Here is a 22,795-nt window from a genome sequence, read left to right as displayed (position 1 = left end):
TCCTTATTATGAAGAACGGCAACTAAAGCAAGCCGGCTGCCGTCATCAGATCGGTGACCTTCTTGGAGTTCAGCGTCGTGGCATCGACCTTCGGCGCCTGCAGGTCGGCCAGTGGCACCAGCTTCGGATTGGACTGCGCGCCCTTGCCGACCGCGTATTCGAAGGAGCTTCCGTTCTTCAGCACATCCTGGCCGCCCTTGCCGGTCACCCATTTCAGGAAGGCCTGGGCTTCCTTGGGATGCTTGCTCGAGGCCAGCACGCCGCCGCCGGAAACCGAGACGAAAGCGCCCGGATCCTGGTTCTTGAAATAGTGCAGCGCGACATTCTTGGAATTTTCGCCGGTCTTGGCCTGATCGCCAAAGTAGTAGTAGTGGTAGATCACGCCGGCTTCGATCTCACCGGCATTGACCGCCTTCATCACGGTGCTGTTGCCCTTGTAGGCGGTGAAGTTCTCCTTCATCGCCTTCAGCCAGTCGGCCGTGGCGGGCTCGCCCTTGAGCTGCAGCAAAGCGCTAACAATGGCCTGGAAATCGGCGCCGGAAGGCGAAGCCGCCCAGCGGCCCTTCCAGCTCGGGTCGGCGAGATCGAGCATCGACTTGGGCAGCTGGTCTGCCTTGAGCTTGGTGGTGTTGTAGACAAACACGGTGCTGCGCGCGGCCACGCCCACCCATTTGCCGCTAGTGGCCTGATAGTCTTGCGCGACTTGAGCCAGCGTATCGGTGGCGACCGGCGCGAACAGGCCGGCATTCTCGACCAGCACCATGGCCGGCGAATTTTCCGTCAGGAACACGTCGGCGGGCGAGGCGGCGCCTTCGGCGACGATCTGGTTGGAGAAGTCGCTGTCACCGCCGTTGCGCAAGGTGACCTTTATCCCCGTTTCCTTGGTGAACCCTTCCGCCCATTCCTTCGCCAGGCTTTCATGCTGGGCGTTATAGACGACGATGCCGGCATCTTCGGCCGTCGCCGGACCAGCGGCGAGGCTGATTGCGAGCGCGGCCACGCTGGCAAGGGCAAGAAGGGGGGATTTCATAGAGTACTCCTCGGGTTGCCCGCACTGGGGTGCGTCCGAGTACAATTCATGAATGAACTAGTCAAGATTGAAAGACGATTGGCATCATCACGGTTTCGCGTGTCGGAGGCCGATGGCATCACCCGATATGCGGGGCTGGTGGCTGCTCCTGCGGGATGCAGCCATCGACCATCGGATGAATGGTCCAGCGCTGGTCCAGCCCCTGCTGTGTTCGTTTGGTCTCGGGATCGAACGCTTCGTTCAGCATGGCGCACCAGGTTCTGCGCAGGCTGTCGCAGCGCGACCGGAACGCCGCGCTGCCAAGCCCGTCACGCATATCCTGCGCAGTGAGGTCGGTGGTCTCGCCCGGCGGTTTGGGCGGAACGGTGCCCGTGTCGGCAAAGTTCGGATCCCACTGTAGATAATGTTTCGCGTCGGCACCGTCGGCCGCATCGAATTTGACCACCGCCATCAGCGGATGAAACTCGTGCCAGCCCTTGTGATAGCCGTCATAGACATGTTCGCCGAGAACGGCGACATGGTCGCCCATTCTGATGGGGCCGAGCGCCTTGTCGCCGACATTGGCGTCCTCGACATTGCCGGGGCTCCAGTTGAACAACCCCTGAAGGACCGGCTTGACCCCGCCGAAATAGGACGCCGCTCCGCCGATGGCGCCGCCAATGGCCGCTCCGAGCAATCCTCCCAGGAACGAGCCGATGGCACAGCCCAGCGCACCCAGGAAGAACGATCCTATGGCGCAGCCGACAGCCGCGCCGATACTGGCGCCGGCCGCCGCCGCGGCCGCCGTGACGACCAGGGCCGCCGTCAGCAGGATGACGATGGCCGGTGCCCATTGGCGCATCTTGATCCAGAAGTCGCCCTCGGCCTCGCAGTGCAGGCCCCAGCGGGCATGATCGTCGGCGGGTGCGTAGCCCAGATCCGTCTTCAGGTCATCGCGCGGCAACAGCAGCTCATGACCCTGAAAGCCGTCATTGAGAATATCGTTGGCCGGATGGGCCGCGACGCTGGCGGCGAATTCCGCCACGACGGTGCCGTCGGCATTGTAGCGATTGGCCGCCGCCAAGGCCGCCTCATTTGTTTCCGCATTGAGGATTTCGGTCGTCGGATGCGGCATCAGTATGACGTCGAAATACTGGTCGTTGTCGAAGGCGCCGAGATCGCTGCGGAACGGATTGTAGGAGACGATGCCGACGGCGCATTTCGGATTGTCCTTGTCGAGGCAGACCAGGCGATGGTTGAGCCATTCCCCGGCCGCCTTGTCGATCGTGGCAGTGGCGGACGCCAGAAATGCGATGACCGCGGCAAGTGCCGCACCGACCGGCCCCAGCAGCAGGCCGAAGGCAGCCGCCAGCCCGGTGATCACGATGATCTGCAGCGCCTGGCCGGCGAGGAAAGCCAGCCGATCGTCCTCGTTGTAGGGCTTGCCACCGGCCGGATAGAGAAAGCAGCTCGTATAGTGCTTGTAGGCCATCGGAGCAGCCTCAGCCTTTCGTGGCGGTGAGCGTCACGCCGCCGGTCATGGTGCGCGATCCGCTCTCGCCGATCGTGAAGACGTGGACGTTGAAGGTCTTTGAGCCGCGGAAGGCGGAGTCCTTCGGTTCGATCTCGACGGCGATCTCGGTCAGCTGGCGCGGCTGCAGTAAAAGCGTTCTTGGGACGATCCTGACCAACCAGTCGTCCGGCACGGGAAACCGGCCATACGCCTGTTCCTGGAGGGCCTTGGCCCAGCGCGCCTTGCTCTCGGCGAGCCGCGGCTGTGGGGTGTCCGTGCGCTCGTCTCGACCTTGGCCGCGTGGCGGGACACATGGCCGCAGCTTCGGTAGAGCGTAGCAGTCCGCCTCGATCTGGAAACGCCGGACGACCGAGGCTTCGTTGCGCACGCTGAAGACGAACTTCGCCGGTGAGCGCATCTCGGCAATGTTGACGTTCTTCTGGCCAAGGTTGTTGCTGGGGTTGGCGTCATCGCCCCAGGAAAGCTGTGCCTGCAGGCAGTAGTGGCCGCCGGTGGCGGGCGTGGTCCAACTGAACTCGGCATAGGCAGGGCAATCGATCGTGCCCTTGGCTCCGAGATTGATGGCGACGTTGGCGATCGGACGGGAAATGGTCTGGGCGCCGAATGACAGGTAGGACAGTGCCACCCCGACGCCCACCGCTGGGGCGTCATAGGACCCGTTCCAGACACGCACGCGAACGCGATATGTATGTGCTGGCTGAAGCGCGCCGGTGACCGGCAAGGTGCCGTCGAAAATGTCGATATCGGGATTGTCCCAGGTGACCGCGAGGCCCTGCGCCATCAGATAGTACTGGGCATAGAGAAGAGGATCGGCGCGCTTGTAGATGTCGGGTGGTAGCTGGATGCAGCAATCGTTCTGCGCCGGGCTGGGCAGCCGCTGGCCCTTGGCCAGCCGGCACAGCAGCCTGCATATCGTGGCAAACAGCACCTTCAGCCCGGCGGCCAGACGCTTCCAGAATTCGGCGGCAAACAACAGCAAGGCCGCGGTTCTGATGTGGTTGACCAGAGATCCTGCCATGTCGTGTTCCCCACGCTGAGAGGACGCAACGGTAAGTTTTCCTGGCGGACCTGTCTCCGCCGGTTGTCCAGAGGCTATTTCTTCAGTGATCCCTGTCTTCTGTAGAAGTAGACGGCGGCGACAAGGACTATGGCCGCAATGACAAGGCTGCTCTCGACAGTTCCCGAGCCATTGTCGGGAGAAAATCCAAAAATGCGTTCAATGAAATCCATTTCGGCCGCCCTCCGATCCTTTGACGCTACAGAAGGGTTTACCTTACGTCAATCCAAGGTTGGTCCCACGCCGCTCCTCACGCATGGGGCTGGAAACCAGGGAACCCGTCAGGGAATTTAGCGGGCCATCCCGCAAAGTTTCGTGATTTGCCCGTAGTTTGGCTTGGACATTATTTCACCGGCCACGTAACAAATCAGTGCCGAGGCGCGAAGATCGGGGAGTGAACTCTTGTGAGCGGCAAGGACGAGGCCGAGCTTTCCCGGCTGATGCGGGCCGCGATCGCGGGGGATGAAAAGGCCTATGCCGACTTTCTGCACCGGATTGCCGCGCTGGTTCGCGGTTTCGTCAGGCGCAAGATCGTGCAGGGCGGGGTCGATCCCGAGGATGTCGTGCAGGAAACCTTGCTGGCCATTCATGTGAAACGGCACACCTGGCGCCAGGACGCGCCGGTGCTGCCCTGGGTCTATGCGATTGCCCGTTTCAAGCTGATCGATGCGTTCCGGCGGCGCGGACGGCGCATCGAGATCGATGTCGACGACATCGCCGAGACGTTCGCGGAGCCCGAAACGGAAACCGTCAGCGAGCGCGACATCAACCGGGCGCTCGACGAGCTGCCGCCGGCACAGCGTTCCGTGGTTTCAGCCGTATCCGTGGAGGGCCGCTCGATCGGCGAGACGGCGGCGAAGTTCGGCATCAGCGAGACTGCGGTGCGGGTGTCGCTGCACCGGGGACTTACCGCCATAGCCAGGCGATTCGGGCAGGGGCGGTTCGGGCGGGAATGACATGAAGACCGACGATCTCATCAAGGCGCTCGACGCCGATGCCCGCAGCAAGGCGATGCCGCTGCGATCGGCCTGGTGGCTGGCGGCTGTTGCGGCCGCCGTCCTCGCGGCCGCTGTTTTCATGATGACGATCGGGCCGCGCCCCGACTTCATGGTGGCCGCGCACACGATGCGTTTCCTGTCCAAATTCGTTTTCACCATCGTGCTCGCCATCAGCGCCTTTGCCCTGATCCGTGCCCTGTCGACGCCGGGTGTGGCGACAGGCCGGGCAATGGCGGCGATGATCGCCGCGCCGCTGCTGGTCGCGGTGGCCGTGGTGCTGGAGCTCTTCATGGTGCCGCAGGCCCTGTGGGGCACGCGCTTGATCGGCTCGAACATGATGATCTGCATGGGCTTCATCCCACTGATCGGCATCGGCCCGCTGGCCATCTTCCTGTGGATGCTGCGCTATGGCGCGCCGACACGGCCGGTGCTTGCCGGCGCGGTCGCGGGGCTGCTTGCCGGCGGCCTGGCGGCGACTTTCTACGCGGCGCACTGCTTCGACGATTCGCCGCTTTTCGTAGCCACCTGGTACACGATCGCCATCGCGGCTCTCGCTTTGCTTGGCGCGCTCGGCGGCCGGTTTTTCGTGCGCTGGTAGCAGGATACCCACGCCTGCACCGTGAATACCGATCCTTAATCATGCCGGCAATTGTTTGCCGGGTTTCCATGTCGCCAACGCCCCAGGCGCAACCTTTCCTTAAAATCGATCCTTCAGGGTTTTAACGGGAAAAAGCGATTGCCCACGGGGGTGGCACGGATCGTGACATTGCGAGGTATCATCGGGCCGGGACCGCACAAGCATGCAGCTCTGGCGCTGCTTGTGGCCGGTCTGGCCGTAGTGGCCACCTGCTTGTGCTGTCAGGGCTGGACCTTGGCGCGCAAGCACTCAGACTTTGCCTCCAAATATCGGTCGCGGTGACGGTCTGCGCGCTTTTCGCGGCCTATCTGTTCATCGGTCGAATCTCGGAGGATCGACGACAGATCACGGACAGCGAGCAGCGGTTCCGCCGGGCCATGGAGGACTCGGCGATCGGCATCGCTATCGTCGGTCTCGACGGGCGTATTCTCCAGACCAATCCGGCCTTTGCCGCCATGCTTGGCTACAGCCGCGAGGAGATCGAGGCGCTGACCTTCTTCCAGCTCACGCATCCCGACGATGTGCAGATCGGAAGCGAAACGATGGCCGGCCTGAAGGCGGGTACCGTCGATGCCTTCCACTTCGACAAGCGTTATCTCAAGAAGGACGGCACACCCGTCTGGGCTCATCTTGCCGGCTCGGTCATTCGCGACGAGAAAAGCGGCCGGCCGCTCTATCTCGTCTCGCAGATCGAGGACATCGACGCGCGCAAACAGGCCGAGGCGCGCATCACAGAGGCGGAAACGCGCTGGAACTTCGCGCTGGCCGGCGCTGGTCAAGGTGTCTGGGATTTCGACATGCGCAAGGGGGGCACCACCTATTCTTCCGCCTGGGTCAAGATGCTGGGCTACGGGGATGGCGAGCTCGATGGCGACCCCGATCGCTGGCTGACGATGATCCATCCGGACGATCGCGCCACGGTCGCGGAGGCCGATCGCGCCCATCTCGCCGGCGAGACGGAGTTTTTCGAAGCCGAGTTCCGCATGCGCCACAAGGACGGCCACTGGATCTGGATCCTCGACCGTGGCAAGGCCATCGAGCGCGATGCGGACGGACAACTGGTCAGAGCGATCGGCAGCTTGATGGACATCACCCGGCGAAAGCAGGCCGAAGAACGGCTCATCGTCTCGGCGGCGATGCTGGCCGACGAGAAGGAGCGGCTGAGGGTGACGCTGCAATCCATCGGCGATGCCGTCATCTGCACCGACGCCGCGAACCGTGTCACCTTCATGAACCCGGTGGCCGAAAAGTTGACCGGCGTTTCCAGTGACGACGCGCTGGGCAAGACGCTGAGCCATGTCTACTGGGCGGTTGACGAGGAGACGGGCCACAGGATCGGCATGACGCGGCCGGTCACAGGCGAAGAGACGCGCTCCGACCAGAACAGCCGCGCGGTCCTCATCCGCCGCGACGACACACGCTGCAGCATCCGTCAGGTCGTGTCGCCGATCCTCAACGAACGCACCGAATTCTGCGGTCTGGTGATCGTCTTCCAGGACTTCACCGATGCGCGTGCCCTGCAGCGACAGCTTGCCCATGCCGCCGCGCATGATGCGCTGACCGGCCTTGCCAACCGCTCGAGTTTCATCCGTGCCATGGAGGGGATGGTCGATCAGGCGCGCAAGGACGGCACCGCGGCTGGGGGCCGCCATCAGTTCATGTTCATCGACCTCGACCATTTCAAGCTGGTCAACGACACGGGAGGTCACGCTGCCGGAGACGCCCTGCTGAAGCGTGTCGCTGACGCCGTGCGCGGCGTGCTTGGTCCTGAAGACATCGTCGCGCGCCTGGGTGGCGACGAATTCGCCGTGATCCTGAAATCGGCTTCGACAACCGGCGCGAGGATCGCGGCGCGTTCCATCATCGATGCGATAACCGGCCTGAACTTCACATGGGATGGCCGGCCGCACGGGATCGGCGCCAGCATCGGGTTGACCGCGATCCGCGCCAATTGCGGCGAAGTCGACGAGATCATCGCAAGGGCCGACACCGCTTGCTATGCGGCCAAGGCCGCCGGCCGCGGATGCGTTTCGGTGGCGCCGGACGGCAAGGTCAGCGACGACGACAGGTCAGAACCGCTCAAGCCATTCGCCGCGGCCTCGTGAGCGGCAATCACGTCAGCGCGTTGGAACGGGATGCTCGCCGCGATAATCGTAGAAGCCGCGCCCGGTCTTGCGGCCGAGCCAGCCGGCCTCGACATATTTGACCAGCAGCGGACAAGGCCGGTACTTCGAGTCCGACAAGCCGTCATGCAGCACCTGCATGATCGACAGGCAGGTATCCAGGCCGATGAAATCGGCAAGCTGCAGCGGTCCCATGGGATGGTTGGCGCCGAGCCGCATGGCGGTGTCGATAGCATCGACCGAGCCGACGCCCTCATAGAGCGTGTAGATCGCCTCGTTGATCATCGGCAAAAGGATGCGGTTGACGATGAAGGCCGGAAAATCCTCCGAGACGGTGATCGTCTTGTCGAGCTGCTTCACATAGGTCTTGGCCGCCTCGAAGGTCTGGTCCTCGGTGGCGATGCCGCGCACCAGTTCGACCAGCTTCATCAGCGGTACCGGGTTCATGAAATGTATGCCGATGAACCGCTCCGGCCGGTCGGTCTGCGCAGCCAGCCGTGTGATCGAAATCGACGAGGTGTTGGTCGCCAGGATCGCTTCGGGATTGAGCTGCGGACAGAGCTGCGCATAAATCTTGCGCTTGACGGTTTCGTCCTCGGTCGCCGCTTCGATCACCAGATCGGCGCCGGCGAGATCGGCCATCGTCGGTGCCGACGCGATGCGTGCCATGGCCTGATTGCGCAGCTTCTCGTCGAGCTTGCCGGACCCCACCTGACGGGCCATGTTGCCGCTGATGGTGGCAATGCCCTTCTCGATGCGGTCGGGCGATATATCGTAGATCAGCACCTTATAGCCCGAAAGCGCGGAGACGTGGGCGATGCCGCCGCCCATCTGGCCCGCACCAATGATGCCGATCGTCTCGATCTTGCTCATTACCCGATCCCGTCCGGGGCGTTTTTCGCTGGAATAGCGAACCGCCCCATCTCTTTGTTTTCCCGCAATTCCCGGCGCAAAACCCTGCGCACTGCTGCTGGAATTGCTCTCAGCCTTTGTGGCGTGCTTATTGTGCGGTGCAAACTAAAAGGGTGGGGCGACTTCGTCTACCCCACCCCTCGCAATTTAGTACGGTTGCGCGGAAGCGTCAAAGCGCCTTCTGCAACTCCGGCAGGATGACGAAGAGGTCGCCGACGAGGCCGTAGTCGGCAACCTGGAAGATCGGCGCTTCCTCGTCTTTGTTGATGGCGACGATGACCTTGGAATCCTTCATGCCGGCAAGGTGTTGGATGGCGCCCGATATGCCGACCGCGATGTAGAGATCGGGGGCGACGACTTTGCCGGTCTGCCCGACCTGCCAGTCGTTCGGCGCGTAGCCGGCATCGACGGCGGCGCGGGAGGCGCCGACGGCGGCACCGAGCTTGTCGGCGACCGGCAGGATGACTTCCTGGAATTTCTCCGAGGAACCGAGCGCGCGGCCGCCCGAGATGATGATCTTGGCCGAGGTCAACTCCGGACGGTCAGTCTCCGACAGCTTGTTCTCGACGAAGGTGGACAGGCCGGGATTGGCCGCCGCATTGACCGTCTCGACCGAAGCCGCGCCGCCCTCGGGCGCGGCCTGGAAGGACGCGGTGCGAACGGTGATCACCTTCTTGGCGTCGCTCGACTGCACCGTCTGGATGGCGTTGCCGGCATAGATCGGCCGCTTGAAGGTATCGGGCGAGACCACTTCGATGATCTCTGAGACCTGCGCGACATCGAGCAGGGCCGCCACGCGCGGCGCGATGTTCTTGCCGGCCGACGTCGCGGGCGCGATGACCGTGTCGTAGGCGCCAGCCAGCGAGACGACCAGCGCCGCCGTCGGCTCAGCCAGACGCTCGGCGAGTTCGTCGGCTTCGGCGAGCAGCACCTTGCTTACACCCTTCAGTTTCGCGGCTGCGTCGGCGGCAGCCTTGGCGCCTTTGCCGGCCACCAGCACATGAACGTCCGAGCCGATCTGCAGGGCGGCCGAAAGCGCCTTGGCGGTCTGGTCGGAAAGGGTGGCGTTGTCGTGTTCAGCGATGAGGAGAATTGCCATTTTGTCTGTTCCTTCCGATCTCAGAGCACGCCGGCTTCGTTCTTGAGCTTGTCGACGAGTTCAGCGACGCTCTTGACCTTGACACCCGCCTTGCGGCCGCTCGGCTCCTCGGTCTTGATGACCTTGAGGCGTGGCTTGACGTCGGCGCCGTAATCGGCCGGGCTCTTCTCGTCGAGCTGCTTCTTCTTGGCCTTCATGATGTTGGGCAGCGAGGCATAGCGCGGCTGGTTGAGGCGAAGGTCGGCGGTGACGATCACCGGCATCTTCAACTCCACCGTCTGCAGGCCGCCGTCGACTTCGCGCGTCACCCTGGCATGATCGCCCTCGAGCACGAGCTTGGAGGCGAAAGTGCCCTGCGCCCAGCCAAGCAGGGCAGCCAGCATCTGGCCGGTCTGGTTGGAATCGTCGTCGATCGCCTGCTTGCCGAGAATGACAAGGCCGGGCTGTTCCGCCTCGACCACGCCCTTCAGCACCTTGGCGACGCCGAGCGGCTCGGTCTGCTCGTCGGTCTTGACCAGGATGGCACGGTCGGCGCCCATGGCGAGCGCGGTGCGCAAGGTTTCCTGCGCCTGCTGCGGGCCGATCGAAACGACGATGATCTCTTCGGCCTTGCCGGCTTCCTTGATCCGGATCGCTTCCTCGACCGCGATCTCGTCGAACGGGTTCATCGCCATCTTGACGTTGGCCAGTTCCACCGCCGAGCCATCAGCCTTCACGCGCACCTTGACGTTCGCGTCCACAACCCGCTTCACGGGCACAAGGATCTTCATTTGCCTGTCACCTCTTCACGCTAGTTGGGCGCGCTATAGCAGCCTGCGCCCCTTATGAGTTGTCGAAAGCCGACATTCCTGACTGAATTCCGGCCAGACGGAATTCTGGCCGGATGGAAATTCTGGTCTTTGCCCGCCCTGGGCTGCTCCTCAACGCCTTGGGCCGCAGTGGAGACGTTTCCGTAATTGTGGCAACCCCTGCCGTCAATACGCTGAAAGCCGCTCAAATCGGTTCAGTTTGGGCCAGATGGGTTTCCACGTCCCCAGCGCGCCGTGGTGGCGGCCGTTTGGGGCGCCGCTGGTTCGCCGACCGCCGGCGGCTGTTCAGCCGTCGGTAGCACGGCATCCTCGTCGGCAGGGGCAAACAGCGGCACGCCGCGGCTGCGCAGGACCAGCACCAGAACCGCGCCGGCAATGATGCCGCCGATGTGGCAGGCCCAGGATATCTGATCCTCGCCGCCGGCCGCGAACATGACGATCTGGAACAGCACCCACAGGATGAGCGGGATAAAGGCTGGAATGCGCAAAGGAATGCGGGCGAAGGCAAGCACCCACACCTTCACCCTGGGATAGAGGATCAGGTAGGCGACGACCACGCCGGCGATAGCACCCGACGCGCCGATCAGCGGCGCCTGTGAATCCCAGGCGACCAGCCCCTGGAAGGCGGCACCGGCGATGGCGCACAGCAGATAGAAGATCAGGTAGCGGATGTGACCGAGCGCGTCCTCGACATTGTCGCCGAACACCCAAAGGAACAGCATGTTGCCGCCGAGATGGAAAATATCGGCATGCAGGAAGGAATAGGTGAGATAGCTCAGGCTCTCGGGGATGATGACAAAGCGGGGGTCGAGTTCGGCCGTGTCGTGAACGACGGAGGGGATGAAGCCGAGACCAAGCACGGCGGCATTGGTGAAGTTCTCGCCGCCGAGCGCCGTGGCGCAATAGACCACGGCGTTTGCGACAATCAGCCCGATCGTCACATATTGCAGCCTGATGTGGCGCAGCCTGTTGGTGTCGTAAAGCGGGATGAACATCGGTCGCCGGCCCCCTCCCGCCTCTGGTCCGTTCAGCGGTTCTTGCCGGGAACCCATAGCACGTCGGCATTTCCGTTGTCATTGACCGCCCGGGCGGCGACAAACAGGAAATCCGAGACGCGGTTGATATATTTCAGCCCTTCGCGGTTGACGTGTTCGGCCGGATCCTGAGCCAGGGCGACCATCAGCCGCTCGGCGCGCCGCGCCACCGTGCGGGCGAGATGAAGCGCCGCCGCTGCCGGCGTGCCGCCGTTCAGCACGAAGGATTTCAGCGGCTGGAGCTTCTTGTTGAGGACGTCGATGTCGTGCTCGAGACGATCGGTCTGCGTGGCAACGATGCGCAACGGCTCGTAGCCAAGCGGCTTGCCGTCATCAGGCACCGCGAGATCGGCGCCGAGGTCGAAGAGATCGTTCTGGATGCGCGAGAGCATGGCGTCGATCGCCTGGTAGCTCTGGGCGGTATGCACTCGAGCCATGCCGATGCAGGCATTGGCTTCGTCGACCGTGCCGTAGGCGTCCACCCTGAGATCGGATTTCAGCCGCCGCTCACCAGTGCCAAGGCCCGTGGTGCCATCATCGCCGGTGCGGGTGTAGATCTTGTTGAGCTTGACCACATCGCCTCCCGAAAAGCCTCACTTGCGGGTGAAATACACGGCCAGCAGGATCAGTGCCAGCGCCACGGCCTGCAGCAGAACACGGGCCTGCATCAGCTTGTTGGAGGTCACACCGGAGCCGCCGCGCATCATGTTGATGAGGCCCCTGATCAGCACGACCACGACGGCGGCCATGACCAGAATGGCAAGGATATTGAAGGCAGTGGCCATTTTGCGTTTCCAGTTCTTTGCTTGTTCAGGCGCGCTTGGCGAGCAGGCGGTGGAGCATCGAGGCCGGCAGGATGCGTTTGAGCATGGCACCGAGCCTGGCCGACATTGTTACCACATAGTGCGGGCGTGGGCGCCGCGACAGAAGTGCATGGCGAAGCACCTTGTGGACCACTTCGGGTCCGGGCTTCCGCGCCGCTTGGCTGCCGCCGGCGCGCATGCGCTCCAGCTGTGCGGCATAGTCGGCGCGATGCGTGGAATTCTCATGGTCGATGTTCCTGAGGAACCACGGCAGGCCATTGCTGGCGATCTTCGATTTCACCGGTCCCGGCTCGATCAGCGAGACATGGATGCCGCTGCCGGCCAGTTCCTGGCGCTGGCAGAGCATCAAGGCCTCCAAGGCATGCTTGGAGGCCGAATAGGCGCCGCGGAAGCGCACAGGCACGAGACCCAGGATCGACGAGCAGTGGACGAGGCGACCGTGGCCCTGGCGTCGCATCACCGGAACCAGGCGGCGGGTCAGGTCGTGCCAGCCGAAGAAATTGGCCTCGAACTGCTCCCTGAGCGCCGCAACGGGCAAATCCTCGACGGCGCCTGCCTGCGCATAGGCGCCGTTGTTGAACAGCGCGTCGAGCCTGCCGCCGGTGCGTTCGAGCACCGCCGTCACCAGGGCGGCTATGGAGTCCGGTTCGCTATAGTCGAGGTAAAAAGCCTCGATGCCGTCGGCTTCGAGGGCAGCGATGTCCTCCGGCTTGCGCGCCGTCGCGAACACCCGCCAGCCCTCAGCCTTCAATGCACGGGTGCAATAGGCGCCTATGCCGGAAGACGCGCCGGTGACGATGATGGTGCGCAACTCTGCCGCAGGAGAATTCGGGGTTTGACGAAGGGTTGCCATTTGCGGCATTCATTTCCCATATTCGCGGCGTCGAGACAATCGAGGGGAGCGCGCGTCCTTGCTGCGGAATATTGTCGCCCTGCGCCGCGTGCTCTACGACGCGCTCGGCCACTTCAACACCGATGACGGTTGGGCGATGGCCAGCCATCTGGCGATCACCTCGCTGATGGCGCTGTTTCCATTCCTGATCTTCGCCACGACGCTGGGCAGCTTCCTTGGCGCCCAGGCCTTTGCCGACACAGCCGTGCACCTGGTTTTCGACACCTGGCCGGACCAGATCGCCAAGCCGATCGCGCACGAGGTGCTGAACGTGCTGACCGTCAGGCGCAGCGATCTGTTGACTTATGGCGTGCTGCTTGCCGCCTACTTTGCCTCCAACGGCATCGAGGCGCTGCGCACCTCGCTCAACCGCGCCTATCGGGTCACGGAAACGCGCGGCATCATCTATCGCCGGGTGCAAAGCATCTTCTTCGTGCTGATCGCTACCGCCGGCTTCCTGGCGATAAGCGTGCTGCTGGTGTTCGCGCCGTTGCTGGCGCGGCTGGCGGAAGCCCATTTCGAATGGATCAAACCCTATACGGGCACGATCACGCTATGGCGGTACGTCATCGCCTCAACCGTCATCATCGGCGGACTGTTTGCCGTCCATTACTGGCTGCCGGCCGGCAAGCGCCGGTTCGTCTCGCTGATACCCGGCATCATCTTCACACTAGCCGCATGGCTTATCGGCTCGACCATGTTCGCCACCTATCTTGACCATTTCTCGTCCTATGTGACGACCTATGCCGGACTCGCCTCGATCATGATCGCGGTGGTCTTCCTCTACATCGTCTCGGCGATCTTCATCCTCGGCGGCGAGCTCAACGCCGCGATCAGCCGTTATCTAGAGGCGCGTGCCCGGGTCGGCTGAAGTTTGCCTGTTCGGGCGGTTGCCAGGCCGACGCGGAAAGTGGTGATGGCCATGCCGACGATCTGCAGCGCATTGAGCTGCTCGTTGAACAAGGCCCAGGCGATGACAGCCGTGACCGCCGGCACCAGATAGAACAACGAGGCCACTTTCGACATCTCGCCGTCACGGATCATCACCATCAGAAGAAAGATGGCGCCGAGCGACAGCACCAGCAGCAGCCAGGCCATGGCGAAGACCAATTCGCCATTGATGATGACGGCTTGCGTTTCGAAGGCAAGCGAAGCCAGGATCATCAGCGAAGCGCCGCCGACATATTGCCACATGGTGGCCGCGACGAGGTCGCCGCCGGACGCAAAACGCTTTTGCCAGATCGTGCCGGCGCTCATGCCGAGCACCGAGACCAGCGAGGCAGCCAGCGTCGCCGCCGTCACGCCGCCACCGAGCGCCCCGAGTTTCGGCCACAGCACGATGACGATGCCGACCAGCCCGATAGCGAGGCCAAGCCAGTGGCGCGGCAGGATGGCCTCGCCCAGAAACTTGCCGGCAAGCACCGCGGTGATCAGCGGCTGCAGGCCGACGATCAGGGCCGAAAAACCGGCCGGCATGCCTCGATGGATGGCCCAGAAGACGGCCCCGAGATAAATGCCATGCATCAGCACGCCGGCGCCGGTGGCATGCAGCGCCTCCTCGCGGGTGGCTCGTTTCGAGCCCAGCACCAGCATCAGCACGGCCAGCAGGATGGCGGCGAGCACGAAACGCGCGGCGAGGAAGGTGAACGGCTCCGCCCATGGCATGGCGTAACGCGCGCCGATGAAGCCGGTCGCCCACAGGACAACGAAGGTGGCGGGGATGAACCGCTTGATGCTGGACATTTTCCGGGGATCGCCGCGCTGGTGAGAATTAACCGTGACGATGCTCTAGTCCTGTTCAACCCCGCGCGCAAAACGAAACGATTGATCCATGCGTCAAGGGGGATGAACGGATGGCGCGCCCGGAGAGCGTTCTCCTGACATAATGCTGGTCAAAGCCCTACCGTCCTTCGGATTTCTTCCGGCGAAGCGCCTGCGTCGCGCAAGGCGGTAAGGCCCGTATCCCTGAGGCTCTTCGACAGTTTTCGCCCATCCGGCCCGAGGATCAGTCTATGATGGAAATAGGCGGGTGGCTGCAATCCCAGAATCTCCTGCAGCAGGCGCTGCACCCCGGTCGCGGAAAACAGGTCCTGTCCGCGCACGACGTGGCTGACGCCTTGCAGGGCATCGTCGATGACGACGGCGAGGTGGTAGCTGGTCGGGATGTCGCGGCGTGCCACGATAACGTCGCCCCAATCCTGCGGACGTGCCTCGACGAAGCGCGTCGTGGATAGCGTCTCATCGCTGAATTCGGCCCATGCCAGGTCCTTGCCGGCACGCGCCATGGCGGCGCCGACGTCGAGCCGCCAGGCGAAGGGCGCATTCTCGGCAATCCGCCGGTTGCGTTCCTTCATCGAAAGCGCCTTGTCGGCCGGGGGATAGAGCGGCACCCCGTCGGGATCGCGCGGCCAGTCGCGCCCGCGCTTTTCGCTGTCGGCGATGAAGGCGCGTATCTCGCCGCGGCTCATGAAGGCGGGATAGACGAGTTCTTGGCGGATCAGGCGCTTGAGCACCGTCTCGTATTCGGCGAAATGCTCCGATTGCCGACGCACCGGCTCCTTCCAGTCGAGGCCCAGCCATTTCAGATCGGCGATCATGCCCGCCTTGAATTCCGGCGTGCAGCGCGTCGTGTCGATATCCTCGATGCGCAGCAGCAGGCGGCCGCCACTGGTATTTGCGAGCTTCTGGTTGAGCAGCGCCGAATAGGCGTGGCCCAGATGCAGTTCGCCGTTGGGGCTGGGCGCGAAGCGGAATGTCAGGAGCGTCATGTCTCAGGCGGCAATCGGGTTGTGCTGTGGTTTTGGCGGTTGCTACCTTGCTGCACATGTTCGGACAAGGATACCATGCAGCGCATTGCGACAATGGACGACGTTGAGCGGGGGCTGGACGCGCTTTGCCTCATCGACCCGCGCCTGGAAAAAGTGCGCGGCATGGCCGGCGAGGTGCCGCTCAGGCTTTCGGAGCCGGGCTTCAGGAGCCTGGCCTCGATCATCGTCTCGCAGCAGGTTTCGCGGGTGAGCGCCGATGCGATCTTCGGCCGGCTGACGAAACTGGTCGATCCGCTGACGCCCCAGGCGATCCTTGCCGCGGGCGAGGACATGTTTCGCGAGGCCGGCCTGTCGCGGCCCAAGCAGCGCGGCCTGATCGCGATCGCCCAGGCCGTGGCCGATGGGCTCGACCTGCATCACCTCTGTTCGCTCGATGCCGTGGAGGCGATCGCCAGGATGACTGCGGTGCCTGGTATCGGTCCCTGGACGGCGGAAGTGTATCTGTTGTTTGCCGCCGGACACCCCGACATTTTCCCGGCGCGCGACGTCGCCCTGCAGAGCGCCGTTGGCCATGCGCTCGGCATCGACCCGCGTCCAGCGGAGAAAACACTGATCGCTCTGGCCGAATCATGGAGCCCGTGGCGAGGTGTCGCATCGCGGCTTTTTTGGTCCTATTATCGCGAAACCAAGGGCCGGGACGCCGCACCGCCGGCCTGAATCCGCAAGAAAGCATAAAAATCATGCGTTTTTGGCGCTTCGCGCCAGCGACAATCCGCTTCACATCCCTGTCATGTCAGGCTTACAGTATCCACGCCGAACGGTTCTAGAACTAGGAGGTCAACAAGGTGACGGTTGCCGTATCTCCGGATGGGCTTCCAGCGCTGGTGCTGAATGCGGATTACCGTCCGCTCAGCTATTACCCCTTGTCGCTCTGGTCCTGGCAGGACGCGATCAAGGCGGTGTTCCTCGACAGGGTGAACATCGTGGCCGAATACGAGCACGCGGTCTCCTCGCCGACCTTCTCGATGAAGCTGCCGAGCGTGGTCAGCCTGAAGGCCTATGTGAAGCCATCCAGGCATCCGGCCTTCACCCGCTTCAACGTCTTCCTGCGCGACCGTTTCCAGTGCCAGTATTGCGGTACCCCCGAGGACCTGACCTTCGACCATGTCATCCCGCGTCACCGTGGCGGCGCCACGACATGGGAGAATGTCGTCGCCGCCTGTTCGCCCTGCAATCTGAGGAAGGGCGGCATGATGCCGGCTCACGCCAAGATGTGGCCGCTGCAGAAGCCGTTTCAGCCGACGGTGCATGATCTGCACAATAACGGCCGCCTGTTCCCGCCCAACCATCTGCATGAAAGCTGGATGGATTATCTCTACTGGGATGTCGAACTGGAGCCCTGAGTTCGTTCGAGAATTCAGGAGGCTGGCCGCCCGAAGCGATTTTCTGCGCCTCCGGGGCTCACGGACTTCATGGCCGCTCCGCTCCGGTTCTCGAAAATCACTTCATTTGACTGAGCCTGCCGAATTCTTTGAAGGATCTCGAGTCGGCGCGTTCGCTACATTAATCGCGAGCCAGCGCGCCACGGAAGGCGACGGCGGCCAGGATAAGGCTGGCGATGGCGTTCCAACCGGCCAGCGACAGGCCGAGAATGCGCAAGGCGGCCTTGTCGCAGGAGGGCGGCACGAATTTGTCGAGCGCGTCGAGCACGCCCTTGCCACCGGTGTCGACAGGGCCGGCGCCCGCCGTGCAGTCGGTCGGGCCAGCCCACCACTGCCACTCGACGCCGGAGTGATAGACGCCGAGATAGAGCCCGTACAGCATCAAGAGGCCGCCAACGGCCAACAGGCCGCGCGTCAGCCATGCCGGTGCCCGCAGCATAGATGCGATCGCCGCCAGCACCATCAAGGGCACGCCAATGTAGTAGGGTGTGCGCTGTTCCAGGCAGAGGTGGCAGGGGATGTAGCCGCCAATGTGCTGGAAGCCGAGCGCCGAGCCAACGGTCGCGGCCATCGCGACGGCGAGAAACAGGGCCGCGCGCGTCCGCTGGCGGCCGGTATCGGAATTCATGGTCGCTGTCATGGCGTCTTTCGTCCGTTGCGTTCGCCGTCTGCGAAGTCTGCTCGCCGCGCTGCCGAAACCGTTGCCCGGTTTTAAGCATCAAACCTTAGAGAGCGTATTTGATCAGGATATAGAGCAAAATCAGGGCGACCGCGGCAGCGCCGACGATCAGGCCCAGGCGCTTTTCGATGAATTCGCGGATTGGCTCGCCATAGCGGCGCAAAAGCCACGCCAACAGCAGGAAGCGGCCGCCGCGCGCGATGATGGCCAGCACGATGAACAGCGCCAGGTTGACGCCCAGGGCACCGGACAGGATCGTCACCACCTTGATAGGCGGCAGATGCGCGGCACCCGAGGTGACCAGCATCAGGGCGATCAACTCGATGCTGACGCCCGCCGAGGACCGCAACTGCTCGAATTCGTCATATTTGCCGTAGAATTCCAGGATGGGCCGCGCCACCGCGTCATACGCATAGTGGCCGATGAACCAGCCGGCAATGCCGCCCAGCACCGAGGCGACGGTGGCGATCAAGGCATAGCGATAGGCGCGATCCGGCCGTGACAACGCCATCGGCAGATAGAGCACGTCGGCCGGCACCAGAAAGACCGAGCTCTCGACGAAAGCGATGAAGGCCAGCCACCATTCGGCGGATTTGCGAGCCGCCAGCGACAGGGTCCAGTCATACAGTCCGCGAAGCATCGGCTCTCCTATGGAACGGCCCGTCTGTCTAGAAAGGTTTTTCGCGCTGCACAATGGCCGCGGTCTTACAAATTGGAAAGGTGCCGTCTGGTCGCGGCAGAGGCTGGTTTGCAAATTGGCCTGTTGACGAACAGGCCTCCGACCGTATAGTCCGCGCCCATCCAGGCCGCCCGGCCTGAGCCCCTATGGCGGAATTGGTAGACGCGCTCGACTCAAAATCGAGTTCCGCAAGGAGTGCTGGTTCGATCCCGGCTAGGGGCACCACAACACAGGTGGGAAGTCGACAAATCGCTGACTCCACTGGGTTGAACAATTCAGTCGCTGGCGCTCCACTGGATTGAAACAGCGGCGTGGGCGATGATCGCCTCACACGGGTCCGTGCTGCCGTATGATCTTCCATTCGTGCCAGATCAGCACCATGACGACCGCATCGAAGACGGTCAGCACGAGCAGCCCGGCCGAATGGGTGTAGGAGTAACGGTAGACCTGGTAGATCATGAATGCGCCCAAGGCCAGGAGAGACGCCGGGTACGACCATAGTTTGCCCCTGAGAAGTCCGATAACCAGGAAGAGCTTTATCAGGCCGTGACTGAGGAGATAGAAGGCATAGAACTCCTTGCTAGCGACCGAGAAATGGCTTGCCACCTGCGACAGATAGCCAGCTATGAAATCCTTCGGATCTTCGGTCAACTCGTCCTGTGTAAGGGCATTGACCCAAGACGCAATGGTGGCGGTGGTGACGAGATAGAGCAACACCCCACCAACGCACTCAATGAAGGCATGCGCTCCCTTGAGCCAGACGCCGATCTCGAAGACCTGGTGAATGCGATTCTCGTCGACGGCCTTCAAAGTCCCACCTCATCCAACTGACGAAACGGACGACAAATGGATGCAGCCCTCACCCATTGGGTAAATGCCGAGGCCGGCCTCAGCCCTATCCTTGATAGAGCAATGATCGGCGTCTCACAATTCGGCGTTCCGCTGATGGTGCTGGCCATAGTGCTGCAGTGGTGGGCCAAGACTGACCGCTACCATGTTCGTCACGCGGCCCTTTCTGCAGGTCTATCGTTCCTGCTCGGCCTCGCAATCAACCAGTTCATCCTTCTGTTCGTGCATCGGATGCGGCCCTACGATGCCGGCGTGACGCATCTCCTGATTGCGCCAAGCGCCGACTGGTCCTTCCCTTCCGACCATGCAACAGCCACCATTGCCATCGTTGCCGCTTTTGCGATGCAGAGGCTGCCGCGCCGGACGATTGGGCTCTTGGTGGTGGCATTCCTGATTTGCTGGTCGAGGATCTACATTGGGACCCATTACCTGACCGATGTCATCGGCGGCGCGATCACTGGCGCCCTGGGCGCTGTTGTGGCGCGGCTGATCTATCGTGAGAACTCCCGGCTGGACAATCTCGTGACAAAAATCCTCTAAGAAGGATTGAGCAAACAAGTGCACAATGACCACGGCTTCCATGGAACCGGCATGGATCCCAGGGGCTCGCCGCCGGTGTTTCGGGTGAGGAGGGTATCGCCCGGTGAGGCGGCCTATCCGGGGCTCCCGGAGAGGCGTTCATGCCGGCGGGCGCCGGCTGGCACCCGGGCACGGAAGGAGCCCTTCAAAAGGAGCGGGGCCTTCTTACCGCCTCTTGAGCAAACTCTTCATCCGGTTGCGCAGCAGGCGCGCCATATTTCGGGTCTCGCGATAGAGATGCAACTGAGAGGCGGCCTGGCGGGCGAGGCGGTCGGCATCCCTGGTCAACCCGATGACCAGCGTGCCGACCGGTTTGCGCTCGCTCCACAGCCGGCTCATCACCGGGTGGTCGGGCACGGCGCAGGAGTCGGTCATCATGATGTTGGGATCGTCGAGATGCTGTCTTGTGACCTCGATCATCAGCAGCGTGCCGGGCGAATAGGCAGCCAGCGTCTCGTCATAGGCCGTTTTCCAAGTGTAGGCGACGCCGGCCTCGACGAAGACGATCAGGCAAGCGACGGTACGGCCGTCGAGCGTCAGCGAATGGATGCGGCACATGTCCTGTTCGGCGAGCCGGTGCACCGCCTCGCGGGCGAAGGCGGCGCGGAAGCGGTCGATCGCCATGGCGGTGCGCTCGCGGCCTTTCCAGCCGGACGCCTCCAGCGTCAGGAAGTGCTCGATGGCGTGGCGGATTTCCTCGGGGCCGCGTGCCACGGCATGTTCGAGCTTGCCGAGATCGCCAAGGCGCCGCTTCAGGCGGCGGAATTCGCGATAATGGTGCGCGCGCAGCGAAGCCTTGAGGTAGTCGTCGCCGTCGAGTTCGCTCTCCAGCACGGGGCGTGAAGTCTGGCCCGTGGTGACCAGTGTCAGGCCACGGGTTTCGGCCACGGTGGCGATCAGGCTCGCCACCGGACCGTCGAGCCTGATGTCGGGCAGGATCAGGACTTTCGGCATTTTCAAATGCGGGCGCGACAGCATCGAGAAGAAATCCTCGACCACGCCGACCGGGTCGTCGCGGTCGATCAGCGGCGTGCCGAGCGGGCCGAACGGGCTCGACCAGGTGCGCATGACAGGTACGCCGAGCGGCACCACCGGCCGTTCCACCGAGATCGGCACCAGCAGCCGCAGTCGGTTGCGGTATTCATCGCCGTCGCGGATCACGGCAAGGCGCACTTCGCGGTCTTCCAGCCGGGGCATGGCCGGCGCCAGGAAACGCGGGTTGAAGAAGACGTTCGGCTCGATCGTGCGGGCGCAGAGATAGTCCAGTTCCTCGACAAGGTCGAAGCCGGCCGACGCCGGGTAGATGGCGAGTTTGCGCTCGGGCCGGTTGTTGGCGAGGATCTCGATATGGGCGGGATCGGCGTCGCGCGCCAGCCCGGCAAGGCCGGACACCATGGCGCCGGCGGGACCGCCGCTGGTTTCCTCGAGCAGAGGGATGGCGGCCATCAGGCGGCTCCTTTGGCTGGCGCGAAGATCGCCATGACGATGCCGAGCTTGCGCCAGACCGTGAAGGACAGCGCGCCGGCCTCGAAGATCATGGCAAAGGCGGTGGCCATGGCCGCGCCCCACAGGCCGAAATGCGGGATCAGCACCACGTTGAGTCCGATATTGAAGGCCAATGTCATGGCATAGACTGCGGCGCAGACATTCTGGTTGCCGCTCATGGTGAGCAGGCTTTCGCAGGGGCCAACGGCTGCGCGCGCCACGACCCCGAACACGAGCAGGAACAGAAGCGGATAGCCCGACGTGAATTCGGGGCCGAACAGCACCAGCATCGGTTCGCCCAGCGCCAGCACCAGGAACGCCATCAGCAGCGAGGGCCAGAAGGTCCACGATACCGTCTCGCGGGCGAAGGCGGCAAGCTTTTGCGGCTCGCCATGGGTGAACTGCGCGTAGCGTTGGGCAACGCCGGCCTTGACCGAGAAATAGACGAAATGCACCAGCGCCAGCGTCTTGACCGTGGCGAAATAGACGGCGACATCATTGGGATCCATATAGGCGCCGACCATCAGCACATCGGCGTTGGTGAGCAGGAAGAAGAAGCTCTCAACCAGGAAGATCGGCAGTGAGACGACGAACCATTGCGCGAAATGCACTTTCATCGGGCCGGCCGGAATTTGCCTTTCCATGCGCTGGGTGACCCCGATGAGCTGGGTCAGCGTGGTGGCGTAGGTAGCGGCGATCGAGGCGAAGATCGCCGTCCGCGCGTCGGGGGCGTAGCCCGCCCAAAGCATCAGCGCCATGAACAGCAGGATCAGCACCGGCCGGATCAGGTAGGTCGGAGACAGCGCGAACAACGCCCATGAATTGGCGCGCGCCAGCCCTTGCAGCAAATCCGACAGCGCGATCATCGGCAGGCAGATGACACCGAGGATGAACGGTATCACGTAGTAGTTTTCGATCCAGGGCGCGGCCAGCCAGACGCCGAGGGCGCCGAGCCCGGCGATGACCGTCGAGGCGATCAGCACGAACAGGCGGCTCGCAACGACGATGCCGCGCAATTCGTTCATCAGGCCGCGCTCGCGGTATTCGGGGATGAAGCGGATGACCGATGTGTGGAAGCCGAGGCAGGCGAGGTTGCCGACAATGACCATTGTCACCCAGACCAGCACGAAGATGCCGTATTCGAACGAACCCATCCAGCGCGCCATCAGCACCTGGCTGATAAAGGCGATGACGGCACTGACGATGCGGATGGAGAAGGCGATGACCGACATCCGGCCGGCTTCGCCGCGCTCGTCGGCGGGGAACAGCACGGCGTCGAGGCGTCCAAGCAAAGGCTCCATGCGCAGCGCCAAACGCTGCGGCAAGAACCGCCCGGCAGTCGTGGCCGCGGAAAAGCGCACCCCGATTTCTCTCCGTTTTCCGCCT

At 63.2% G+C, this 22,795-nt stretch carries 24 protein-coding genes and 1 tRNA gene; 8 read left to right on the top strand and 17 right to left on the bottom strand.

Going from position 1 to position 22,795, the window contains the following annotated elements; genetic code table 11:
- Window positions 1–22: 22 nt before the first annotated feature.
- From ACVWWD_RS04260 to ACVWWD_RS04250, 3 genes are all read right to left on the bottom strand, one after another.
- Entirely contained in the window at window positions 23–1,030 is a 1,008-nt protein-coding gene (locus ACVWWD_RS04260) for an iron ABC transporter substrate-binding protein (RefSeq protein WP_352548709.1), read from the bottom strand.
- Window positions 1,031–1,148: 118 nt separating this feature from the next.
- On the bottom strand, window positions 1,149–2,501 hold the full coding sequence (locus ACVWWD_RS04255; protein WP_352548711.1) for a hypothetical protein: 1,353 nt from the start codon (window positions 2,499–2,501) through the stop codon (window positions 1,149–1,151).
- 10 nt (window positions 2,502–2,511) lie between these two features.
- On the bottom strand, window positions 2,512–3,561 hold the full coding sequence (locus ACVWWD_RS04250) for a hypothetical protein (RefSeq protein WP_352548713.1): 1,050 nt from the start codon (window positions 3,559–3,561) through the stop codon (window positions 2,512–2,514).
- A gap of 443 nt (window positions 3,562–4,004) precedes the next feature.
- On the opposite strand from ACVWWD_RS04250, the gene ACVWWD_RS04245 reads away from it, so the two are divergent.
- The 3 genes from ACVWWD_RS04245 to ACVWWD_RS04235 all read left to right on the top strand — a co-directional run bounded on the left by ACVWWD_RS04245 (window position 4,005) and on the right by ACVWWD_RS04235 (window position 7,340).
- Window positions 4,005–4,556, top strand: coding sequence for a sigma-70 family RNA polymerase sigma factor (locus tag ACVWWD_RS04245; protein WP_352548717.1), 552 nt, complete (start codon window positions 4,005–4,007; stop codon window positions 4,554–4,556).
- 1 nt (window position 4,557) lies between these two features.
- Window positions 4,558–5,196 carry an NrsF family protein gene (locus ACVWWD_RS04240; protein ID WP_352548719.1) on the top strand — a complete coding sequence of 213 codons (639 nt, stop codon included), beginning with the start codon at window positions 4,558–4,560 and terminating at the stop codon, window positions 5,194–5,196.
- A gap of 254 nt (window positions 5,197–5,450) precedes the next feature.
- Entirely contained in the window at window positions 5,451–7,340 is a 1,890-nt protein-coding gene (locus ACVWWD_RS04235; RefSeq protein WP_457102922.1) for a PAS domain S-box protein, read from the top strand.
- A 12-nt stretch (window positions 7,341–7,352) separates the two neighbouring features.
- Here ACVWWD_RS04235 and ACVWWD_RS04230 read toward each other — a convergent pair whose 3' ends face one another.
- The 7 genes from ACVWWD_RS04230 to ACVWWD_RS04200 all read right to left on the bottom strand — a co-directional run bounded on the left by ACVWWD_RS04230 (window position 7,353) and on the right by ACVWWD_RS04200 (window position 12,889).
- Window positions 7,353–8,231, bottom strand: coding sequence for a 3-hydroxybutyryl-CoA dehydrogenase (locus ACVWWD_RS04230; protein ID WP_015315562.1), 879 nt, complete (start codon window positions 8,229–8,231; stop codon window positions 7,353–7,355).
- A gap of 208 nt (window positions 8,232–8,439) precedes the next feature.
- The gene (locus ACVWWD_RS04225; protein WP_023770767.1) at window positions 8,440–9,369 is read right to left on the bottom strand and encodes an electron transfer flavoprotein subunit alpha/FixB family protein; all 930 of its coding nucleotides are present in this window, start codon (window positions 9,367–9,369) and stop codon (window positions 8,440–8,442) included.
- 20 nt (window positions 9,370–9,389) lie between these two features.
- Complete coding sequence (locus ACVWWD_RS04220; protein ID WP_023770766.1) at window positions 9,390–10,139, bottom strand: electron transfer flavoprotein subunit beta/FixA family protein; 750 nt, start codon at window positions 10,137–10,139, stop codon at window positions 9,390–9,392.
- 233 nt (window positions 10,140–10,372) lie between these two features.
- Window positions 10,373–11,173: a rhomboid family intramembrane serine protease gene (locus ACVWWD_RS04215; protein WP_023783561.1), complete on the bottom strand. Its 801-nt coding sequence runs from the start codon at window positions 11,171–11,173 to the stop codon at window positions 10,373–10,375.
- A 32-nt stretch (window positions 11,174–11,205) separates the two neighbouring features.
- The gene (locus tag ACVWWD_RS04210) at window positions 11,206–11,787 is read right to left on the bottom strand and encodes a cob(I)yrinic acid a,c-diamide adenosyltransferase (protein WP_352548725.1); all 582 of its coding nucleotides are present in this window, start codon (window positions 11,785–11,787) and stop codon (window positions 11,206–11,208) included.
- Between the two features lie 18 nt (window positions 11,788–11,805).
- A complete protein-coding gene (locus tag ACVWWD_RS04205; RefSeq protein WP_015315567.1) occupies window positions 11,806–11,997 on the bottom strand; it encodes a twin transmembrane helix small protein in 192 nt (63 codons plus the stop codon).
- Between the two features lie 25 nt (window positions 11,998–12,022).
- Window positions 12,023–12,889, bottom strand: coding sequence for an SDR family oxidoreductase (locus ACVWWD_RS04200; protein ID WP_352548727.1), 867 nt, complete (start codon window positions 12,887–12,889; stop codon window positions 12,023–12,025).
- A gap of 58 nt (window positions 12,890–12,947) precedes the next feature.
- Between ACVWWD_RS04200 and ACVWWD_RS04195 the strand changes: the two genes are divergently transcribed.
- Entirely contained in the window at window positions 12,948–13,799 is an 852-nt protein-coding gene (locus ACVWWD_RS04195) for a YihY/virulence factor BrkB family protein (protein WP_015315569.1), read from the top strand.
- On the opposite strand, the gene ACVWWD_RS04190 is transcribed toward ACVWWD_RS04195, so the two are convergent.
- Window positions 13,769–14,671, bottom strand: coding sequence for a DMT family transporter (locus ACVWWD_RS04190; RefSeq protein WP_457102921.1), 903 nt, complete (start codon window positions 14,669–14,671; stop codon window positions 13,769–13,771). The two genes, ACVWWD_RS04195 and ACVWWD_RS04190, sit on opposite strands and share 31 nt — an antisense overlap.
- Before the next feature lie 149 nt (window positions 14,672–14,820).
- Complete coding sequence (gluQRS, locus tag ACVWWD_RS04185; RefSeq protein ID WP_352548731.1) at window positions 14,821–15,696, bottom strand: tRNA glutamyl-Q(34) synthetase GluQRS; 876 nt, start codon at window positions 15,694–15,696, stop codon at window positions 14,821–14,823.
- 75 nt (window positions 15,697–15,771) lie between these two features.
- On the opposite strand from gluQRS, the gene ACVWWD_RS04180 reads away from it, so the two are divergent.
- Together ACVWWD_RS04180 and ACVWWD_RS04175 are read left to right on the top strand one after the other, a co-directional pair.
- Complete coding sequence (locus tag ACVWWD_RS04180) at window positions 15,772–16,413, top strand: DNA-3-methyladenine glycosylase family protein (protein ID WP_352548733.1); 642 nt, start codon at window positions 15,772–15,774, stop codon at window positions 16,411–16,413.
- Window positions 16,414–16,541: 128 nt separating this feature from the next.
- Window positions 16,542–17,099, top strand: coding sequence for an HNH endonuclease (locus ACVWWD_RS04175; RefSeq protein WP_006328497.1), 558 nt, complete (start codon window positions 16,542–16,544; stop codon window positions 17,097–17,099).
- Window positions 17,100–17,259: 160 nt separating this feature from the next.
- Here the strand turns inward: ACVWWD_RS04175 and ACVWWD_RS04170 are convergent, their stop codons facing one another.
- Together ACVWWD_RS04170 and ACVWWD_RS04165 are read right to left on the bottom strand one after the other, a co-directional pair.
- The gene (locus tag ACVWWD_RS04170; protein ID WP_023770758.1) at window positions 17,260–17,778 is read right to left on the bottom strand and encodes a disulfide bond formation protein B; all 519 of its coding nucleotides are present in this window, start codon (window positions 17,776–17,778) and stop codon (window positions 17,260–17,262) included.
- 85 nt (window positions 17,779–17,863) lie between these two features.
- On the bottom strand, window positions 17,864–18,457 hold the full coding sequence (locus ACVWWD_RS04165) for a YqaA family protein (protein WP_352548736.1): 594 nt from the start codon (window positions 18,455–18,457) through the stop codon (window positions 17,864–17,866).
- 179 nt (window positions 18,458–18,636) lie between these two features.
- On the opposite strand from ACVWWD_RS04165, the gene ACVWWD_RS04160 reads away from it, so the two are divergent.
- Window positions 18,637–18,721 (top strand) — tRNA-Leu (locus tag ACVWWD_RS04160).
- Between the two features lie 102 nt (window positions 18,722–18,823).
- On the opposite strand, the gene ACVWWD_RS04155 is transcribed toward ACVWWD_RS04160, so the two are convergent.
- Window positions 18,824–19,306, bottom strand: coding sequence for a DUF2127 domain-containing protein (locus tag ACVWWD_RS04155; protein ID WP_352548738.1), 483 nt, complete (start codon window positions 19,304–19,306; stop codon window positions 18,824–18,826).
- 36 nt (window positions 19,307–19,342) lie between these two features.
- On the opposite strand from ACVWWD_RS04155, the gene ACVWWD_RS04150 reads away from it, so the two are divergent.
- Entirely contained in the window at window positions 19,343–19,885 is a 543-nt protein-coding gene (locus ACVWWD_RS04150; RefSeq protein WP_352548740.1) for a phosphatase PAP2 family protein, read from the top strand.
- A gap of 204 nt (window positions 19,886–20,089) precedes the next feature.
- On the opposite strand, the gene ACVWWD_RS04145 is transcribed toward ACVWWD_RS04150, so the two are convergent.
- Complete coding sequence (locus tag ACVWWD_RS04145; protein ID WP_023770754.1) at window positions 20,090–21,370, bottom strand: GNAT family N-acetyltransferase; 1,281 nt, start codon at window positions 21,368–21,370, stop codon at window positions 20,090–20,092.
- On the bottom strand, window positions 21,370–22,770 hold the full coding sequence (locus tag ACVWWD_RS04140) for a lipopolysaccharide biosynthesis protein (RefSeq protein ID WP_352548742.1): 1,401 nt from the start codon (window positions 22,768–22,770) through the stop codon (window positions 21,370–21,372). Before ACVWWD_RS04140 ends, ACVWWD_RS04145 begins: the two co-directional genes overlap by 1 nt.
- Window positions 22,771–22,795: the final 25 nt, after the last annotated feature.

The organism is Mesorhizobium sp. URHB0026 (genome assembly GCF_054059755.1).
Note: the sequence above shows the minus strand (reverse complement) of the source record. Positions and strands in the feature narration are given on the sequence as shown.

What these genes read in the sequence shown, in the direction of transcription:
- ACVWWD_RS04200 (WP_352548727.1), bottom strand. Translation starts at nt 12,889, where the DNA reads ATGGCAACCCTTCGTCAAACCCCGAATTCTCCTGCGGCAGAGTTGCGC.
- ACVWWD_RS04145 (WP_023770754.1), bottom strand. Translation starts at nt 21,370, where the DNA reads ATGGCCGCCATCCCTCTGCTCGAGGAAACCAGCGGCGGTCCCGCCGGC.
- ACVWWD_RS04150 (WP_352548740.1), top strand. Translation starts at nt 19,343, where the DNA reads ATGGATGCAGCCCTCACCCATTGGGTAAATGCCGAGGCCGGCCTCAGC.
- ACVWWD_RS04205 (WP_015315567.1), bottom strand. Translation starts at nt 11,997, where the DNA reads ATGGCCACTGCCTTCAATATCCTTGCCATTCTGGTCATGGCCGCCGTC.
- ACVWWD_RS04260 (WP_352548709.1), bottom strand. Translation starts at nt 1,030, where the DNA reads ATGAAATCCCCCCTTCTTGCCCTTGCCAGCGTGGCCGCGCTCGCAATC.
- ACVWWD_RS04230 (WP_015315562.1), bottom strand. Translation starts at nt 8,231, where the DNA reads ATGAGCAAGATCGAGACGATCGGCATCATTGGTGCGGGCCAGATGGGC.
- ACVWWD_RS04250 (WP_352548713.1), bottom strand. Translation starts at nt 3,561, where the DNA reads ATGGCAGGATCTCTGGTCAACCACATCAGAACCGCGGCCTTGCTGTTG.
- ACVWWD_RS04190 (WP_457102921.1), bottom strand. Translation starts at nt 14,671, where the DNA reads ATGTCCAGCATCAAGCGGTTCATCCCCGCCACCTTCGTTGTCCTGTGG.
- ACVWWD_RS04165 (WP_352548736.1), bottom strand. Translation starts at nt 18,457, where the DNA reads ATGCTTCGCGGACTGTATGACTGGACCCTGTCGCTGGCGGCTCGCAAA.
- ACVWWD_RS04220 (WP_023770766.1), bottom strand. Translation starts at nt 10,139, where the DNA reads ATGAAGATCCTTGTGCCCGTGAAGCGGGTTGTGGACGCGAACGTCAAG.
- ACVWWD_RS04180 (WP_352548733.1), top strand. Translation starts at nt 15,772, where the DNA reads ATGCAGCGCATTGCGACAATGGACGACGTTGAGCGGGGGCTGGACGCG.
- ACVWWD_RS04240 (WP_352548719.1), top strand. Translation starts at nt 4,558, where the DNA reads ATGAAGACCGACGATCTCATCAAGGCGCTCGACGCCGATGCCCGCAGC.
- gluQRS (WP_352548731.1), bottom strand. Translation starts at nt 15,696, where the DNA reads ATGACGCTCCTGACATTCCGCTTCGCGCCCAGCCCCAACGGCGAACTG.
- ACVWWD_RS04170 (WP_023770758.1), bottom strand. Translation starts at nt 17,778, where the DNA reads ATGACAGCGACCATGAATTCCGATACCGGCCGCCAGCGGACGCGCGCG.
- ACVWWD_RS04215 (WP_023783561.1), bottom strand. Translation starts at nt 11,173, where the DNA reads ATGTTCATCCCGCTTTACGACACCAACAGGCTGCGCCACATCAGGCTG.
- ACVWWD_RS04225 (WP_023770767.1), bottom strand. Translation starts at nt 9,369, where the DNA reads ATGGCAATTCTCCTCATCGCTGAACACGACAACGCCACCCTTTCCGAC.
- ACVWWD_RS04255 (WP_352548711.1), bottom strand. Translation starts at nt 2,501, where the DNA reads ATGGCCTACAAGCACTATACGAGCTGCTTTCTCTATCCGGCCGGTGGC.